Raw genomic sequence first — 17,907 nt, 5'->3', positions numbered from 1 at the left:
TATGGCAATCGACTACCGCCGCATGCGCAACACGGCAACCCGTCTGCTAACCGAAAACGGCAAAACCTACCAACTGACTCGCGGCGGAACCACCACCCGCGATCAGTACGGGAAAGAGGTTATCACCGAGCCTATTACAGCGACCGTGACCGGAGTTATCACCGAATACTCCTCCCGCGAAATTGATGGTTCGCTGATCGCTACTGGCGATAAGAAACTGGCAGCCACATTCGAAACGGAAGTGCGTATCGATGACCGCATCGAGATTGACGGCAAAAAGTGGCGGGTAGTGCAGCCGAATCCGGTTAAGCCTGCTGATGTGCTTATCTCCTACAACATCCAACTGAGGGCGTGAGTATGGCCAGTACTGCTAATCAGCCGTTCCTGGCTGCCATTCAGTTGTTCGTGGATAGCTCAAAAGAGGAGATGGATGAGGTGGTACGCAGGACGGGTATTAAAATCCTCGCTCAGTTGGTGGAGATGTCTCCAATTGGTAACCCCGACCTCTGGCAGGTGAACCAGACAGCATCGGCCTATAACGATGCAGTTCGGGAGCATAACGCGAACCTACGTGATAATCCGGCTAACCTCACCAAAGCCGGGCGGCTCAAGCGCGGCCTGCGCGTAAACGACTCGATGGACATCAAAAAGCCAGACGGCTATGTCGGCGGGCGGTTCAAAAACAACTGGTATGTTGGTTTCGACAGCCAGCCGACTCAGTCAAACGATACACCAGATGCTTCCGGCCAGGGCTCAAATTCCCGTGGCATGGCGGTGCTTGAGGTATTCAGAGTGGGCCAGGTCAGCTCGATTTACTTCACCAATAACCTGCCATATGCGGCAGCGCTGGAAAACGGTCATTCCACCCAGGCGCCGGGCGGGATGGTGGGCATTACAGCTATCGACGCGGCGCAGCTGTTCCGTGAGGCAATGAGCGAGGTGCGCAATGGCCGGTGATCAGTCAATGCGTATCGCTGGCCTGCTGGAAGGTCGCGTCGCGGTTATCTGCTCCTCGCTCGGGCTGCCGGTGGCCTGGCCGAACATCGCGTTTACTCCACCGGATGCGCCATACGCCCGTGTTTATGTTTTACCTGCACAAACTGTAGGTCAGGACATAGAAGGTCTGATGCGTACCTATCAGGGGATCTTGCAGGTAAACATCATTACTCCCGCAGGCTCAGGCGTGAGCCAGGCGAGAGGGCTGGCCCAGTCGGTGGCAGATGCATTCCCTGAAGGACTGCCGCTGGTGGACGGTAATCTGACGGTTTACATCAACGGGCCGCCGCAGGTGAGACAACCCATCCAGGACCGGCCAACCTCGGCGCCCAACGGGTCCAGTGGCTCCATAACCTACACCATTCCCGTCAGCATGCAGTACCGCGCTGACTACTGACCCGCCAGATGGCGGGTTTTTTATTACCTAAATTCAGGAGAGTGCTATGGCATTCGCAATCCCTAACGGCTCGCGTGTGAACGTGGCCAAGGCCTATCAAGCCCCAATCACCTTTACCGCAGCCTCTAACGCGACGGAATGCGAACTGACCGTTGCATCGGCCTCCGGCATTCTGGCTGGTGACGTAGTTCAGGTGAGTTCCGGCTGGTTAAAGCTCGATAACATGGTGCTGCGCGTCAAATCGGTGATCAGTAATAAAATCGTGCTGGAAGCATTCGATACTACCGACACCACCAAATTCCCGGCAGGCACTGGCGCGGGCACGCTGCGCAAAATCGACTCATGGATCACCATGCCTCAGGTGATGACACTATCAACTGAAGGTGGTGACCAGCAGACCATCAGTGTGCAGTTCCTCGAAGATGACAAAGCGCGCACTATCCCAACGGTTAAAAACGCGGTGGTTCAGGTTTACACCTTTGCACATGACCCTCAACTGGCGATCTACAAACGCCTCATTGACCTGGATGACTCCAGCGACACAACGGCGGTCTGGTTCCATAACCCACGCGGCAAAGCCGATCGTTTCTACTCAGCCAAAGTATCGTTCCAGCGCGTGCCGCGAACGGAAATCAACGCCGTGGAAAGTAACGAGGCGCGCATGAACTTCGAATCGGACATGCAGATTTACCCGATCGCCGATTCATCCGTGACGCCTCTGGCGTTCCTGACCGGCCTGCCGGCCACCAAGTCGGTTGCCACAGGCGCGGCGCTGGATCTGGCGGTGGTAATGAAGGGCGGCTCAGCACCTTACACCTACGTATGGAAGAAAGGCAGCACCGCTATTCCGGGCAAAACCGCCTCGACGTTCAACATTCCATCTGTGGTATCCGGTGATGCTGGTTCTTACACCTGCGAAGTCACTGACGCGGCGGGTAAAACTATCACCTCTGCTGCTTGCGCCGTCACGGTCAGCTAACCACTCAAGCCCGGTACGCCGGGCATTCTTCGCTACTGAAACCAAAGTCTTTTTTAGGAACCGTAATGACCAAATTTTCTCTGATCCCCAACCCAACTTTTTCTGTGACCGCGAACATTCCACGCGCTGGTGCCGAAGACGGCAAGCTGACGTTCACTTTCCGCCATAAGACGCTGGGAGAGCTGCGCTCCATGGACGAGAAGCTGCAAAAGGCCGCCGAAGGTAAAAAGGATGCTATCGAGCCGCAGGCCGACTACCTCATGGAAATTGTCGAGGGGTGGGCGCTTCCCGATGAGTTCAACCGCGAAAACGTTATTGTCCTTCTGCGGAACTATCCACGCGCGTTCGACAGCATCGGTCTGGCATACACCAAAGAGCTGATGGGTATCCGCGAAAAAAACTGAGGCAGGTCGCCGCAGCGTTGTACACGCCGGGACCGACGCTCGCGGAGCTGAGCGCTTTTGGTTTGACGCCTGAGGACGTGGAGGAAGAGGTGGGGATCCTGCCCTCTGTGTGGAAGTCTTTCACCATCTTCTCTGCCCTGGCGACCCAGTGGCGAGTCGGCGCGAGCGGGGCGACCGGCCTTGATTACAACGTTCTCCCCTGGATGTTCGAGTTACACGGGGTTGAGGATGCGGCGGCCTGCATGGCTGACCTTCAAATTATGGAAAGCGAGGCTCTCAAGGTAATGCATAAGGAGACGAAATAATGACAGACCAGATCGCCTCGATTACTTTGCGGGCCGATGTTTCTGACCTGAAAACAGCCAGCAACGAACTGGATAAACTCGGCCAGGCGGCGGCCGGTGCTGTAGATAAAGCAGATGATCTGAATAGCGTGTTTCGCGCTGGGGCCGATGCCGGCAAGCAGAGCGCAGCGGCTTTATGGGAGCAACAAAAATCCTTCAAGGGGCTGCTTGAAAGCATAGATCCAACTCTCGCAGCCTTAGGTAGGCTTGATGATCAGCAGCAAAAACTGCGGACAATTCATAGCAAGGGGTTACTCGATACTGAGGAATTTACTCATTATCAAAAAATCCTGGACGACACCCGTCTCAAGCTGACCGATACCGGAGAAGCCGCGGCGCGCGCTCAGGCCGAATTAGCCGCTACCCAGGCGGCAGAGAAGCAGTCCGCAGCGTTAAAGAACCTGCTGGGTTCCATCGACCCGACAATCCGTGCGTTCAACTCACTGGATGAACAGCACGCACAGCTGGTGGCCCATTTTGAAGCAGGCCGCATTAACGGCGCGCAGTTCGAGCACTTCAACACAATCCTTAACCAGACGCGTGAGCGCCTCTCTGGTGTCGCAGACGTACTACCAGAAGCGCTATCCCGGCAGGAAGCTGCTGCCCGGCGCGCTGGAATCTCCGTTGGTCAGTACAGCGCAGCAATGCGTACGCTTCCGGCTCAGTTCACGGATATCGCTACGCAGCTGGCTGGCGGTCAGTCTCCGTTCCTGATCCTGCTGCAACAGGGCGGGCAGATTAAAGACCAGTTTGGTGGAGTGAAAGGCGCGCTGACTGGTGTAGGCGATTATTTACGCACTCTGATTGGCTTCATTAATCCGGTGACAGTGGGTATTGGCGGCCTAGTGGTTGGCCTTGGAGCAATTGCTGTAGCTTGGTACAAAGGCAGCCAAGAAGCTGGAGAGTTTAATAAGCAGCTCATATTAACCGGGAATTATTCTGCTAGATCGGCGAGCCAACTGGCAGACCTGGCCCAAAAAATTGGTGGTTCAAGCGGTAAAGTAGCCGCAGCTGCTCGTACACTCGCAGAGGTGGTTGGGGCCGGTACGTTTAAAACCGATCAGCTCGAAACAGTCACAAGAGCGGCATTGGCTATGCAGGAGGCCACCGGCCAGTCTGTAGATACCACTATTAAGAACTTCCAAAAGCTATATGCCAGCCCAACCAAGGCGGCAGAAGATCTTAATTCGACCCTTCACTTTCTGACATCTTCGCAATACGACTACATATCATCACTGGAGCGGCGCGGTGAAAAAGAGGACGCAGCGGAAGCGGCAGCCAAAGCCTACAGCCAGGCTGAGCAGAGGCGCAGCCAGCAAATCCTCGACAATATGGGATTAATCGAGAGGGCCGCTGGCAGCGTCAGTAAAGCACTCAAGGGGATGTGGGACGAGCTTCTGAATATCGGTCGCCCTGATGCTCCAAATGATATGCTTCGGAAAATGCAGGCAGAGTTGGCTGAGCGAGAAAAGGCGCTGCTTCCAGAACGGCAGCGCCAAGGCTATGGGTACAGCTATGATACGAGCAGTAATGATAAGGAATATGACGCTCGTAGGAAGGCACAATTATCTGCGATAAGCGCATTGAAGGCGCAGATAGGGCCACTTCAGCAAGCCGCACAGCTTCAGGAAGATATCAATGTTTCTGTTCAAAAAGGTATAGAGGTTGATAATAAGCGCACCGATGCGCTGATTTATAGAAACCGCATCCTCGAGCAATCTGCCACTTGGCAAGAGAAACGTAGTAAAGCCCTTTCTGAATTGTGGAAAAATGTCGCACTTGCTCCTGATAAATGGAGTGATCAACAACGCCAACAGGCAGTCGACGCGATAAACAAACAGTTTCACCCAAATAAAACGCCCAAAACTCCAGCCGTTAAGGTGTCTGCTGGTGATCGCTCAACCGACACTTACAATGCTGAGACTTTAGCTCTGCAAGCGCAGCTAAAAACGCTCCAGGAACATCGTGATATCAACGATGTGATTAGCCAGCAGCGTAAGCAGCAATGGGAACTGATTTCCAAAATCAGTATTCTCGAGTCAACGGCAAATGATCCAAAAGGCCGTGCGCTTACCATTGATGAGAAGTCACTTCTCGCCAATAAGGATAAACTTCTCGCTCAGGCTGATATTAATGCCGCACTGGGCGATCAGATTGCCAAACAGCAGAAACTGAACACCCTTGCCGATCAGGCAACAAAATTTGCTCAGCAGCAGGCAGCTAAGCAAGCGGAAATTGACGCAGCGGCTAAAGGGACATCAACCAGAGAGGCGGAGCGGGCGGCAACACGTCAGCGTTTGTCTGAGACCTATGCCTTCAATCCTGACGCGCAAAAAAAAGTTTTGGCTCAGCAGGAAGAGACATACCGGAAGGAAGACGAACTTCGCAGTAATTGGCAGGCTGGAGCAAAGCGCGGATGGGCTGATTATGCGGATTCTGCAACTAACACATTCGAAGCAATGCGTAACGTGGCTGGATCCACATTCAGTGGCCTTTCCGACATGCTAACCAGTTTGGTCACAACTGGTACAGCCAGCTTCAAAGAATTCACCAAATCCATGTTGAAGATGATCGCCGAAGTGACTAACCGGCTGCTGGTCGCATATGCTGTACAGGCAGCAATGGGCTGGATAAGCGGTGGCAGTGGTGGTGGCAGTACGCCTGGTGGTGCATATGCAAACGCCGCTGCTGGGGTAACCTTCAACGCTAAAGGTGGCGTCTATGATTCCCCAGGTCTCAGTAAATATGTTAACGGTGTTTACGATACGCCTCAGTATTTCACCTTCCAGGGCGCATCGAAGTTTGCGAAAGGCGGTGTTTTCGCAGAGGCTGGTGAAGAAGCTATCATGCCACTTACTCGGGATTCTGCCGGGCGTCTCGGTGTGAGGGCGGATGGCGCTGGTGGTTCTGGGCATCAAATCAATGTGGATATCTATGTCGATAACAAAGGTAACGCGACAGCAAATACTAGCGGGGGGGGCGATGCGGCAGCCCGGGCGTTAGCGGAGAGGATGAAGCAATACGTACAGGAAGGCATCATCCGAGCCATCAGGGATGATGGTGCTATCGGTGGGCGCTTTGTGAAAAAGTAATATCATCTCATCGCGTTACATTCTCATATCCCCTGGTTATTATTAGAAAAAATATGATACTCAGGGGATGATTGTGAAAAAAATTCTTTGCTTAAGCTTAGCCTGCATCGCACTTGTTGCGTGTAAACCTTCCGAGGAAAAAGCACTACAACTTGGGCAGCAAGAAATTGCGAATGGGTTGATGGACCCGGATAGCGCCAAGTTTAAAATGGTAAGGTTCAACATGGACCAAAACCAGGAGTCCGGGGATGTTGTAAGTGGTTTCGTTTGTGGCAGGGTTGCTGGAAAAAATGGGTTTGGTGCGTACGTGGGGTACCATCCTTTCTATGTTCATCTAAAAATGACTTCAAAAGGGCTATTTTCAACAGGTGTGAATTATGAGGTTGGAGAAAAAGCCATTTACCCTGATGGAAGAGACGAGTCGTGGGTAGATCTCGACGGAAAATCTTATGTTAGTCGCTGTGGCCAGTCCACTCCGGAGTAATCAAGGAAATGAAGGTGAAAAAACATTCAAGCATTTTCCTTTTGTCTTTGGCTTTATCGGGCTGTGTTGCGCCGAATGCAAATAAGTTTTCCGCTCCAGAAGTGAGGGCAATTGAGACAACCAGAAGAATCTCAATTTCTTCGGATGGGGATTTTAGTTCCAAACTTATTACAGGAACAGAGTTTAACCACATAATTTCCAAAAAAATTGAAGATGGAACATGGAAGGGCTACATCGTACATTCACAAACCTACGGGCCTTATAAAAACACATGGACTAAGAATGGATTGCTCGTTCCCTCTACTATTACCAGTGCTGGACGTTTTCAGGTAAAAGGTTACATGGAAGGGCTTGGCTCACCTGGCGTATCGAGTAAGGATATGGCGGGTTGGTATGGTTTTCATGTCGATCGCTCCGAGACAACTAAGCGCGGGAATTATGTTGGAGCAAATGCTTTCGGAGTTAAGGCTGATGTGGAAATTTTAAATACTCGAGGCGCCGAAATTGTATTCGGGACAACGCAATTGCGGGAAAATAGCATGGATGCTGTATGGCCGGATATTGATGTTATCGGTCCGTTACCTGCTGATATAAACCTCAATGATTTACGTATAGAGTATTTAGCTCGCATAACTGGAATTGGCAATAAGGATTATGCTGGTAGTAACTCCCCTACACTTACTAATCCGACAGATACGACTCATGAAGTGCAGATATATAAAGGGGAATTAATAGCCGCCAGGTTGATAAATGCGAAGAGCAAAATCGTTTACCCCGTTAGGCTTGAGTGGGTTTTTAGAACGAGAGATGCTTTTGCTAAAGATAGTGGCGATTATTGATATTAATTCAAATCCTTTATACATGTTTTCAACCATCCACAAGCCTCGCAAATGCGGGGCTTTTTTGTCGGCGCAAGGCTCGGTCTTGTTGGTTAAAATCTGAGCACCTCTTTCAGATGGGGCCAAATACTACAGCAATCTTTTGGTTGGTGCATTGCTATCTGGACACGGTTTTTGTGCAAAAAGTGCTATTGAGCAAGATTTTGACCGTTTGAAGCGAACCATAGGTTCAACCTATCTCCTGTGATCGTGACAATAGTTTACTATTACCTGAGGGGTAATTTCTGCGAAAATGCCTTTAACTTGCAAAGTGGCCGCCTCTAAGTTCGTCGAACGTGAATGGATCTTGAGCGATACGCCCGTTGCTCAAAAATGACGAATGGTATTAAGATGAATAACAGAACATGAATTTTATAGGGCTGAAGAATCTTATCTTCGGCCTTTCTTGTCAGAGGTGCTCCAAGGAAACTGGGAGGACGTTATGCCTAAGAATGAAAAAGATAAGCGAAATATGCCTTTTTTTGATGCCTTTAAGACTACTGCCGCTATTGGTTTGCTGATGCAGCAAACAGCCGCATTACATTGCTCTGAAGGCCCGCAGCCACATCCATCGTTTTACACTCTTCAGGCAAGTGTGGCAGCGAACGCGCACATGATTAGCCCTGAGATGGAGGAGTCCCTCGAATTCATCAAGGGGCTGAAAGAGATGTTACAGAAAGGTTACGTTCTCCTTTCTGATGCTCACTTAAATGAGCGTGAGTATTATATTCGCAAGCTGGACCCTGCTCAAACGGATCTGGTTGAACTTCAGCTACGCGGACTTGAGGGTGGTTTGAAAAACGTCTTTAAGAATTGCTCTGAGGCGGACAAAGAACTTCTGAAACCGTATTTGATGACGATTGCTGAAGCCCGCTCAGCTTCTACAAAGTTGAATCATTTAATTGCCCAAATGACTAAAGCTGCTGACAATTTCACCAGCGAGATTGATATGGAAGGGCTGCGTTCACTGGCAAAATATGGCACAGAGACCTTTTTCTCTGGTCGTTTCCATTGAGGTGAAGGATGCACGTAACTGTCACATATAATGTTAAAAGTTACGACTTCTTCTTTAAACCTATCTTCCTTGAGTTTCCGCACTTGAAACAATCATTACTTGATGATTTTTCAGCATATAAGGCCACTAATCAGCTACCCCACTACTTTGGAAGAGATACTGATTATGCAAGGCCAGCAGATATTCAGGGTTCTGGCCTTATGCATATCCATTTAGGTTTGCATGAGAACAAACTGCTAACACCTCAAGGTAAGCAGATAGACTCCAGTACGCCACAGTGGGATAGAACCTCAGATTCGGCTTTGCTATATGCTCAGAATCTACTTGATGAAAATCAATATTCTCTTATCGCTCTCTTCGACCCGTTAGCGCACAGTAAAGCTCAGAATTTTGACCGAATGAGACTATTGGCATCGTATGCTTTAGAGTTTAAGAATCAAATCTAAACCCGCTTCGGCGGGTTTTTGTTTAATACGCTACATCCAAGCCCGCCTTATGGCGGGTTTTTTTATGGAGCAAATATGGCAGTTGAAACATACAGCTGGCGCTCGCAGCTCGGTGCTGGGGCGATTGAATATAGTCAGGCGGTACGCGCGGCGCAGTTCGGTGATGGCTATGAGCAGGTGGCTGAGAATGGCATCAACTCCACAGCCATTCAGGTGCCGATGAAGCATACAGGAGCAGAGGCTGAGGTTGATGCAGTCCGTGATTTCCTCCTGGCTCATACCGTGAAGGCCTTCATCATCACGCCGCCGGGAGAAGAGAAGGGGCTTTACCGTGTAGTCGCAGATTCTGTGCGGAAAAATCAGATCAGCAGCAAATTCGCGGAGCTGACATTCACTATCAAACGGGCTTATGGGGTGTATGCATAATGGCATTAGTCGATCAGGCGGCGATGCTGGCACCAGGTGGCAGAGTCCGCCTGGTTGAAGTTGACGCCTCAGAGTTCAGTGGTGGTATCCACCGTTTCCACTACGCACCTTTCCCCCATACACCCGAAGAGATCGATGTTGCCAATGGAGATGAACAAAAGCTCGGACCCAAGCCAATCGTCTTCGGTGGCAATACCTACGATTTTTGGCCATTTCAGGTTTCAGGCCTGGAGCTATCAACAGACCAGGCGGCGGAGCCCACCCTCAGCGTCTCAAACCTTGACGGCCATATCACTGCGCTGTGCCTGCAATTTAAGGACATGGTTAACGCCAAAGTGAGCATTATCGATACCTATGCGGTCTATCTCGATGCTGTGAATTACCCTGGTGGCGTAAACCCTACAACTGATTCGTCAATGTTCACCCTTCAGACCTTCTGGCTTGACACGAAAACCTCCGAAGACGACGAAGTGGTTTCATGGTCACTCAGTAGCCCCGCAGACTTGCAGGGGCTTGTTATCCCAACCAGACAAATCACCTCGCTCTGCGAATGGGCGCTACGCGGGCAGTACCGGAGCGGCGATGGATGCACCTACAACGGCACGGCGTATTTTGATGCGAAGGGTAATCCTGTCGCTGACCCGGCGCTGGATGTGTGCGGCGGCTGCCTGAGTGACTGCCGTAAGCGGTTTGGTGCCGGGCTGGCAGAGCCTAATACCGCGACCCTTGATTTTGGGGGCTATCCAGCCACCGTGCTTTTTTCCAGATAACCGGACGTACCAATGAATAAAACCATAATGGCAGCTATCCGGGCGCATGCACTGGATGAATCCCCGCGTGAGTGCTGTGGCTTTGTTATTCAGTCTGGCCGTCGCCAGCGCTACATTCCCGTGCCGAATACGCACGAAAATCCGACAGAACATTTTCGCATCGACGGCGAGCACTGGGCTAACGCCGAAGATATCGGGACGATTATTCGCGTCATCCACTCCCACCCTGGCGACGGTGCCCGGCCTATTCCGTCCGATCTGGACCGACAACAGTGCAATAACTCCGGCGTGGTCTGGGGCATTTACGCGCCGGACAGCGATGAATACGCCGAGATAATGCCGGAGGCGGTGCCGCTTATTGGGCGTCCGTTTATCCTGGGCTCGAATGACTGCTGGGGGCTGATTATGGACTGGCACGCCATTCAGGGCGTCACGCTGAACGATTTTCGCGTCGATTACCCATGGTGGGAAAGCCAGTACCCGGACAATCTCTATTTCGAAAACTGGGAGCGGGAAGGGTTTGTCGAATGCGACCCCGCGCCAGGCTGCATGGTAATCATGCAGGTTGAATCCGCTAAGTGGAACCACGCGGGGATCATCACTGAAGAAGGTGAACTACTCCACCATCTTTACGGCCAGCCTTCATGCATTACCCCATATTCCAGAGGCTATTTCAAAGACCGCACGATGATCTGCGTTCGTCACAAAAACTTGCCGCAGGAGATAAAGCCATGGCGCGTTTAACCACGATTCGATTGTATGGCGCACTGGGCGCCCGGTTTGGGCGCGTGCACAAACTGGCAGTGCAGACATCTGCCGAAGCGGTCAAAGCCCTGTGTATCAACTTCGACGGGCTGGAAGACTATCTGATGAATGCAAAAAAAAATGGCATGACCTTCGCGGTGTTTCGCGGTAAGCGCAACATCGGCGTTGATGACTTTAAGGCGCTGTCAGGGGACACCGATATCCGCATCGCACCAGTGATGGAGGGGGCCAAAAAAGCCGGCATTTTTCAAACCATCCTTGGTGCCGTGATGGTGGTTGCGGGCATTGTAGTATCGGGTCTCTCTGCTGGTTGGGCTGGGCCAGTTGGTGGGGCGATGATATCCGCTGGCATCGGTATGATGGCCGGCGGTATTTACCAGATGCTTTCTCCCCAGCCCAAAGGGTTACAGGTGCGAGACGATCCTGACAATAAACCCTCTTATGCCTTCGGTGGTTCAGTGAATACCCTTGCGATGGGAAACCCGGTCGCGCTTCTTTATGGTGAGCGAGAGATCGGCGGCGCCATCATCAGTGCAGGCATAGTCGCTGAAGACATCTGAAAACTCCTTTCTGATTATCAAGCACCCAGTCGGGTGCTTTTTTTATGGATGTAATATGGAAGCGATCACTGGTGCAAAGGGTGGCGGCCAGAAGCAGCACACACCTGTAGAACAACCTGATTCTGCGCAGTCAATGGCGCGCTGCCGCATGCTGCTGGCGCTCGGGGAAGGTGAGTTTGCTGGTGGTCTGGATGCGACCAGCATTTTCCTGGACGGTACGCCGCTGGGAAACGCCGACGGTACGATGAACTTTGAAAACGTTTCCTGGGAATTTCGGCCGGGAACACAGACCCAGACGCCGATCCCGGGTTTTCCCGCAGTGGAGAACGAAACTACGGTTGGCGTATCGCTGACAAAGGCCACACCATGGACCCGCGCACTGAGTAACACCCAGATTGACGCGGTGCTGGTTCGTATTGGCATCCCTGGGTTACAGCAGCAGGAAAACGATGCGGATATTGTCGGCACTACGGTTCAGTACCATATTGATCTGGCGGTGGACGGTGGCGCTTACTCGACAGTCATGACTAAAACCGTCACAGAGAAGCTCAGTTCGCTCTATGAACTAACCCACCGTATTAATCTTCCCAAAGCCAGCACTGGCTGGCAAATTCGAGTGGTGCGTGACACCGATGACACCACCAGTCAGATGTTACAGAATAAAACGCAGGTACAGGCAATCACTGAGGTGATTGATGCGCGCCTGCGTTATCCCCATACGGCGCTGCTGTATGTGTCGTTTAACGCCAAATCGTTCAACAATATCCCGAAGGTTTCCTGTAAACCTAAGGGGCGCATTATCCGCATCCCTTCGAATTACGATCCGATAGCCCGAACCTATAGCGGCACATGGGACGGGACGTTTAAGTGGGGCTGGACGAATAACCCAGCATGGATCTGGTTCGATGTGCTCACTGAGCCGCGTTTCGGACTTGGACGACGCGTCACGGCGCAGATGCTGGATAAGTGGGAGCTTTACCGTATTGCCCAGCGTTGCGATCAGAAAGTACCTGACGGGAAGGGCGGCGACGGTACCGAGCCGCGTTTCATGTTTGATGTCTACATCCAGTCGCAGGCTGATGCGTGGCAGGTAATCAAAGACATCGCCGCAGGGTTCAATGGCATGACGTTCTGGGGCAACAATATGTTCAATGTTGTCTCGGACATGCCGGCGGATACGTCGAAGCTGCAAATCCTTACCCGCGCCTCGGTGGTGGGCAAACCGGTTTACTCGAGCTGCAGTGAAAAGACCCGCTTCTCCAGCGCGCTGATTAACTTCAGCGACCCTGACAATCACTATCAGGACCGCACAACAGCGGTGATGTTCCCGGACCTGGTTAAGCAGTTCAAGTTTAAGCAGACGCAGATCACCGCAATCGGCTGTACGCGCGAGAGCGAAGCACAGCGCCGTGGCGGGTGGGCGGTGTATTCCAACTCACTCGACCGGATTATTACGCTACAGACCGGGCTTGATGGCTATGTCTACGTGCCGGGTACCGTGTTTGCATTTGCTGACGAACGCCTTTCAGGGCGTGTTTATGGCGGGCGTATAACCGGATATAACGCCGGGTTGAAGGCTGTTACAACCGATCGGGGTACCAGTGCCGTTGCGGGTGACACACTGATGATCCGCACACAGGGCGGTACCGTTGAAAGCAGGGTGATCCAGGCCGTAAACGGCACGCAGCTGGTGGTTGCCACTCCTTTCACGGCAGCGCCGTTACCCAATGCTGTATTCGTCATCGATGCCGGGCAGTTACGCCTGCAATACTTCCGCGTTACGAACCTGAGATTTAATGATGAAGAAAACACCTTCACAATCACCGGGGCCGAATATAACGCATCAAAATATGATGCGGTCGACAACAATGCCCGCCTGGACACGCCGCCAATCAGTCTGATACCAACCGGCCTCGTTAACCAGCCGACCAATATCGCGGTATCGAGCTATGACGCAGTGCGCCAGGGGCAGCGAGTGGCTACCCTGACGGCATCCTGGGATGCGCCGGTCGACAAGAACGGCAAACCACAGTCGGATGTCATAGCCTATCGGGTGCAGTGGAAGCGCGGCGACAATGAGTGGGTTAACGTACCGGAGACCGGTCTTCGCAATATCGAAGTGCCTGGCATCTTCGATGGTGATTATCTGGTCCGTGTACGCGCGATCAACTCCGGCGGTGCATCGAGTCTCTGGGCAACTTCCACGCTTACACACCTGAAGGGACGCGCGGGTGAGGTACCCAAACCTGTCGGGCTTAAGGCCTCCGAAGACGTCGTATTCGGAATCAACGTCACCTGGGGATTCCCGGCTAATACCGGCGACACCCTGAGCACTGAGCTGCAATACAGCATTGCCGCTGACGGCTCGAATCCGATGCTTTTGGCATCTGTACCGTATCCGCAGAAACTTTATCAACAGATGGGGCTGAAGGCGGGGCAGGAATTCTGGTACCAGGCACGGCTTGTCGACAGGATCGGGAATCAGAGCGGTTGGACCGACTGGGTGCGCGGGCAGGCCAGCATCGATGTATCCGATATCACCGATGCAATCCTGGAGGAGATTAAAGATTCCGAGGTATTTAAGGATCTGATTGAAAGTGCTGTAGACAGTAGCGAGAAACTGGCCGAGCTTTCTGATGCAATTAAGGAGAACGCCGATGGGCTGGCTGCCGCCGTAGGTTCGAATAAGCAGACAGCAGAAGCAATCATCGGCAACGCGCTGGCTATTGCCGATGTTATCGTGCGCCAGACAGCCCAGCAGGGCGCTAACTCTGCGACCTTCGAACAGCTCCGGGAGGTGATCGCCACTGAGACGGAGGCTCGCGTCACGGATGTTACTCGTCTTGAGGCAAAAACTGAGCAGAACGAGGCGGGAATTACCGAGGTAAGGCAGGCTCTGTCAGATGAAGCTCAGGCAAGGGCGACAGCTGTCGACCAGCTTACTGCGAGTACTCAGGTCATTTCTGATAAAGCTGATTCGGCTTCGAGTAAAGCTGACGCTGCATCAGGTAAGGCAGATGCGGCCGAGCAAGCCAGCTCGCAAAATACCGCTGATATCACCACGTTGCGACAGGTTGTCACCGACACGACTTCATCAATGGCATCCCGTCTGGAGGAACTGGGAGCAAGGACAGATACTGCCAGCGGCGGCATTCAGAGTAACTCCATCGCGCTAATAACGAGTACGCTGGCGCAGGTTGATCAGCAGGTGAGACTCAGCGCGCAGTACGGTGACAGTAAGGCCAGCATCGATCGTATTGATAATGTTATGGCAAGCGACAGGGAGGCAACAGCGCGTTCGCTGCTGAGTTTGCAGACTGACGTGAACGGCAACAAGGCAGCAATCAACAGCCTGAACCAGACGTTTTCCAATTATCAGCAGGCCACGGCCACGCAGATAAACGGCATTACGGCGACCATCAACGGGCACACTTCAGCGATCACCACCAACGCGCAGGCCATTGCGAACGTCAACGGCGACCTGAAGGCGATGTACAGCATCAAGGTTGCCGTGGATGCGAACGGAAAACAGTATGCTGCTGGTATGGGGATAGGTGTTGAGAATACTCCATCTGGCATGCAGTCGCAGGTATTATTCCTCGCAGATCGTTTTGCAGTGATGATGCAGGCAGGAGGAACCCCTACCATCGTCTTCACCACGCAAAATGGGCAGTTGATAATCCGTGATGCTGTTATCGGAGAGGGGACGATCGGTAACACCAAAATCGGTAATTACATCCAGTCATCAACCTGGGATGGGACAGGGAATGTCGGATGGCATATCAACAAGTCCGGGTATGCCGTGTTTAACAACGTGACTGTTCGTGGCTCGATTTACGCCACAACGGGTAACTTTGGATTCAGTGGGCCGAACAAGGCGACGGTGATAGACAGTAATGGTGTAACTATCAACCTGACCGGAGGCGGCCGTATCGTACTTGGAGAATGGACATAACATGCCAAGAGGACTACTGATTGATCTGAATGATGGCGGAAAGCGGATGGAGATAACGGCGGGTCTTCGGTGCCCGTCTTTTGGAGCCTACTTTGACAGTGGCTACCAGAAAGCAAAGTACGCTGATATTGCCGGTTATGTTTCCGGGGCGCAGGTGCTGTTTATCCCTCACGCGACGGCTTATCTTGATTCAGGTCTGCTTCATAAAATGAACTCGGTCACCATATCCGGCGGCCGCGTGACGCAGAATTCCACGATGAAGGATGTGAGCATCAGTGAGCGTGAGAGTACGTACACGTTCCCCGGAAGCATCTGGCAGATATTTCCTCCTGGCCAGCGTAAAGGAGAAGGCCTGCTTATTGATGACAGTACTGACTTCCTGGCGATTACCAATGCCACGCAGTCAGGGCAGTGTATCTGGAAGGGGACCGTCAATGTCCCCACTGGCGGCTGGGCAGTTCCCACAATAGCGGGATACGACAAGTCCAAATATATCGTCTTTGGGCGCTGCAATAGCGGTAACACAGTCGATTTCGATGGCAACACGGTCAGGTTCTTCAGCCCTCCATCCACCAACGATGACGCTCCGACAACCGGCACGATTGATATCGTCATATTCGCCAGTGGCGTGGCGCCGCAGCCTGGCACGGGGCTAAACATCTTCAATGCAGCCGGGGCTTGCACGTTTTCGACGACAAAGCGGCCTTTCGTTTACCTCAATCAACTCTGGACGCCTTCGAAAAATGCCGTGAGCATCGGCAGCGGCTATGTTCCGCTGGGCAGATTCGGGCTGATGGCCCATGAAGTAAATGGCATGTATGTGTATCGAATGTTTGGAATAAAAATACAGAACGGCAGTGCTTCAGTTCAGGGTGGGAAATATCTTGGGCGCGAGCGGTATGCAATTTTTGGTAATGACACGGTAACGCCACTGAACCTTCCCGTTCTACCCGATATGTACGTCTGAATAAACTGTCTTTTTAATCAACCTCGCTCCGGCGGGGTTTTTTTATTGCCTGGAGAAAACATGATTTATACCACTGGCACTATCGCCATCAGCGGAAACACCCTTGCAGGTACCGGCACAAACTTCACTGCTGCTGGATCTCTTATTCGTAACGGATGTACCGTTATTGCAATGACCAGCCCTGTGCAGGTATTTCAGATTACCACCATTGGCAGCGCAACAAGTCTCACCGTAACGCCAGCGGCTAACCCAGCAGTTCCCGCCGGAACCCGATTTGCCATTCTTCTGAGTGACAGTCTGAGCGTGGATGGTCTGGCGCAGGATATTGCTGAAACCTTCACGATGTACCAGCGCTACATGAGCGGGTTCGCTGATGTGATGAACGGTACTACAGACGTCACTATCACGATTAACGGTGTGGCCGTTACCGTGCCGGGTCAAAAATCTCTGGCGAAGAAAGGGGATAACAGCGATATAACCAGCCTAAGCGGCCTGACTACCGCGCTCAGTATCAGCCAGGGCGGAACCGGGGCAACGAATGCCGCTGACGCTCGCACAAACCTCAGTTTGGGAAATAGTGCTACACGTGATGTTGCAACTTCAGATCAGATGTCGCCTGCGATGGATGGCTCTAAGTTGCTTGATGCGGGTACGCTTGGTTTCGCATCCCCACGACATTTATCGTCATTTGGAAATATGACAACTGGCGTATTTCGCTACACTTCTGGCACTCAATATGCTCCAGATAATCAAGGCGGTGTTGGCATTCAGGCCGCCTATGATGGTTCTCCGTCAGTTACCGCCTTTGTATGGAGTAGAATAGGGAGCGCTTATATAAAAAGCGGGACCGCTAATAATACTTTTTCATGGGTGAAAGTGTATACAGAGGCTAACACCACTAAAGCATCAGACGGTACTCTGAAAGCGGCCTCACCAGTCGCCAGAATCGTGAAAACCCAGGAGGAAAACCAGCGCACTGATATTGATGAACCAGGCTTTGTCTGGTGCGGCTGTGGTACGGCGAACGCCGAGGCGGAGGGAATAACCATTTCCCGCCTTGATGTTGGGGTTTACATGCTCACCGGTTCGGCTGGTCTTGCCTCATCAGGCTGGCAATTACTGCCGCCAATGGACCCGGGTGGAATGGGAGAACTGGGTGTTGTTGAAGCGGAGCAGACAGAAAGCGGTGGGCTGACAATTCGGCTTTTTAAGCGGAAATACATGCTTAGCGAAGAAGGCGAAATTGTTAAAACAAAAGGGGCTCCTATGGATGTTCCGGCGAACAGCTGGATCGACGTTCGCCTTGATATGCCAGAGGATAGCATCTGGAAAACAAGAGCTTCCGAAGCTTCTCTTGAACTGACAGAGCAGCCTGAAGACATTCAGCCTTAAAAATTAATAGGCGAACCCAAATTGATCTGCATTCCAT

Annotated in this window: 18 protein-coding genes; all 18 read left to right on the top strand. The window is 52.2% G+C overall.

Annotation, left to right across the window (positions count from 1 at the left end):
* Position 1 precedes the first annotated feature (1 nt).
* The 18 genes from ACOTX7_RS15665 (at position 2) to ACOTX7_RS15580 (ending at position 17,870) form a co-directional block, all read left to right on the top strand.
* The gene (locus ACOTX7_RS15665; protein ID WP_421626114.1) at positions 2 to 355 is read left to right on the top strand and encodes a hypothetical protein; all 354 of its coding nucleotides are present in this window, start codon (positions 2 to 4) and stop codon (positions 353 to 355) included.
* 2 nt (positions 356 to 357) lie between these two features.
* Entirely contained in the window at positions 358 to 957 is a 600-nt protein-coding gene (locus tag ACOTX7_RS15660) for a hypothetical protein (RefSeq protein ID WP_149462219.1), read from the top strand.
* A complete protein-coding gene (locus ACOTX7_RS15655) occupies positions 947 to 1,393 on the top strand; it encodes a phage tail terminator-like protein (RefSeq protein ID WP_421626113.1) in 447 nt (148 codons plus the stop codon). Before ACOTX7_RS15660 ends, ACOTX7_RS15655 begins: the two co-directional genes overlap by 11 nt.
* 46 nt (positions 1,394 to 1,439) lie before the next feature.
* Positions 1,440 to 2,372 carry a phage tail tube protein gene (locus tag ACOTX7_RS15650; protein WP_213812716.1) on the top strand — a complete coding sequence of 311 codons (933 nt, stop codon included), beginning with the start codon at positions 1,440 to 1,442 and terminating at the stop codon, positions 2,370 to 2,372.
* A 65-nt stretch (positions 2,373 to 2,437) separates the two neighbouring features.
* On the top strand, positions 2,438 to 2,776 hold the full coding sequence (locus tag ACOTX7_RS15645; RefSeq protein WP_213812717.1) for a phage tail assembly chaperone: 339 nt from the start codon (positions 2,438 to 2,440) through the stop codon (positions 2,774 to 2,776).
* Between the two features lie 17 nt (positions 2,777 to 2,793).
* Positions 2,794 to 3,081 carry a DUF1799 domain-containing protein gene (locus ACOTX7_RS15640; RefSeq protein ID WP_045626282.1) on the top strand — a complete coding sequence of 96 codons (288 nt, stop codon included), beginning with the start codon at positions 2,794 to 2,796 and terminating at the stop codon, positions 3,079 to 3,081.
* Positions 3,081 to 6,212 (top strand): phage tail tape measure protein, encoded by a 3,132-nt coding sequence (locus ACOTX7_RS15635; protein WP_421626112.1) that lies wholly within the window; start codon positions 3,081 to 3,083, stop codon positions 6,210 to 6,212. Before ACOTX7_RS15640 ends, ACOTX7_RS15635 begins: the two co-directional genes overlap by 1 nt.
* A gap of 73 nt (positions 6,213 to 6,285) precedes the next feature.
* On the top strand, positions 6,286 to 6,696 hold the full coding sequence (locus ACOTX7_RS15630; protein WP_421626111.1) for a hypothetical protein: 411 nt from the start codon (positions 6,286 to 6,288) through the stop codon (positions 6,694 to 6,696).
* A gap of 14 nt (positions 6,697 to 6,710) precedes the next feature.
* A complete protein-coding gene (locus ACOTX7_RS15625; protein WP_407205775.1) occupies positions 6,711 to 7,535 on the top strand; it encodes a hypothetical protein in 825 nt (274 codons plus the stop codon).
* Positions 7,536 to 8,016: 481 nt separating this feature from the next.
* Positions 8,017 to 8,589, top strand: coding sequence for a hypothetical protein (locus tag ACOTX7_RS15620; protein ID WP_047731821.1), 573 nt, complete (start codon positions 8,017 to 8,019; stop codon positions 8,587 to 8,589).
* Between the two features lie 8 nt (positions 8,590 to 8,597).
* Complete coding sequence (locus tag ACOTX7_RS15615; protein ID WP_421626110.1) at positions 8,598 to 9,035, top strand: type II toxin-antitoxin system YafO family toxin; 438 nt, start codon at positions 8,598 to 8,600, stop codon at positions 9,033 to 9,035.
* A gap of 75 nt (positions 9,036 to 9,110) precedes the next feature.
* Positions 9,111 to 9,461: a phage tail protein gene (locus tag ACOTX7_RS15610; protein WP_045621122.1), complete on the top strand. Its 351-nt coding sequence runs from the start codon at positions 9,111 to 9,113 to the stop codon at positions 9,459 to 9,461.
* A complete protein-coding gene (locus ACOTX7_RS15605; RefSeq protein WP_421626109.1) occupies positions 9,461 to 10,231 on the top strand; it encodes a phage minor tail protein L in 771 nt (256 codons plus the stop codon). Before ACOTX7_RS15610 ends, ACOTX7_RS15605 begins: the two co-directional genes overlap by 1 nt.
* A gap of 12 nt (positions 10,232 to 10,243) precedes the next feature.
* Positions 10,244 to 10,975, top strand: a complete 732-nt coding sequence (locus tag ACOTX7_RS15600) for a C40 family peptidase (protein ID WP_047731824.1) — start codon at positions 10,244 to 10,246, stop codon at positions 10,973 to 10,975.
* Entirely contained in the window at positions 10,963 to 11,556 is a 594-nt protein-coding gene (locus tag ACOTX7_RS15595; RefSeq protein WP_213812725.1) for a tail assembly protein, read from the top strand. Before ACOTX7_RS15600 ends, ACOTX7_RS15595 begins: the two co-directional genes overlap by 13 nt.
* Before the next feature lie 55 nt (positions 11,557 to 11,611).
* Positions 11,612 to 15,511, top strand: coding sequence for a phage tail protein (locus ACOTX7_RS15590; protein WP_421626108.1), 3,900 nt, complete (start codon positions 11,612 to 11,614; stop codon positions 15,509 to 15,511).
* A gap of 1 nt (position 15,512) precedes the next feature.
* Positions 15,513 to 16,478: a DUF6453 family protein gene (locus ACOTX7_RS15585; RefSeq protein ID WP_032659060.1), complete on the top strand. Its 966-nt coding sequence runs from the start codon at positions 15,513 to 15,515 to the stop codon at positions 16,476 to 16,478.
* 60 nt (positions 16,479 to 16,538) lie between these two features.
* On the top strand, positions 16,539 to 17,870 hold the full coding sequence (locus ACOTX7_RS15580) for a phage tail protein (RefSeq protein ID WP_421626107.1): 1,332 nt from the start codon (positions 16,539 to 16,541) through the stop codon (positions 17,868 to 17,870).
* Positions 17,871 to 17,907 lie beyond the last annotated feature (37 nt).

It is taken from the genome of Enterobacter cloacae complex sp. IR5418 (assembly GCF_049238105.1).
GTDB lineage: Bacteria > Pseudomonadota > Gammaproteobacteria > Enterobacterales > Enterobacteriaceae > Enterobacter > Enterobacter hormaechei.
The sequence above is the reverse complement of the archived record's forward strand: the minus strand, read 5'-3'. Positions and strand labels throughout refer to the sequence as shown.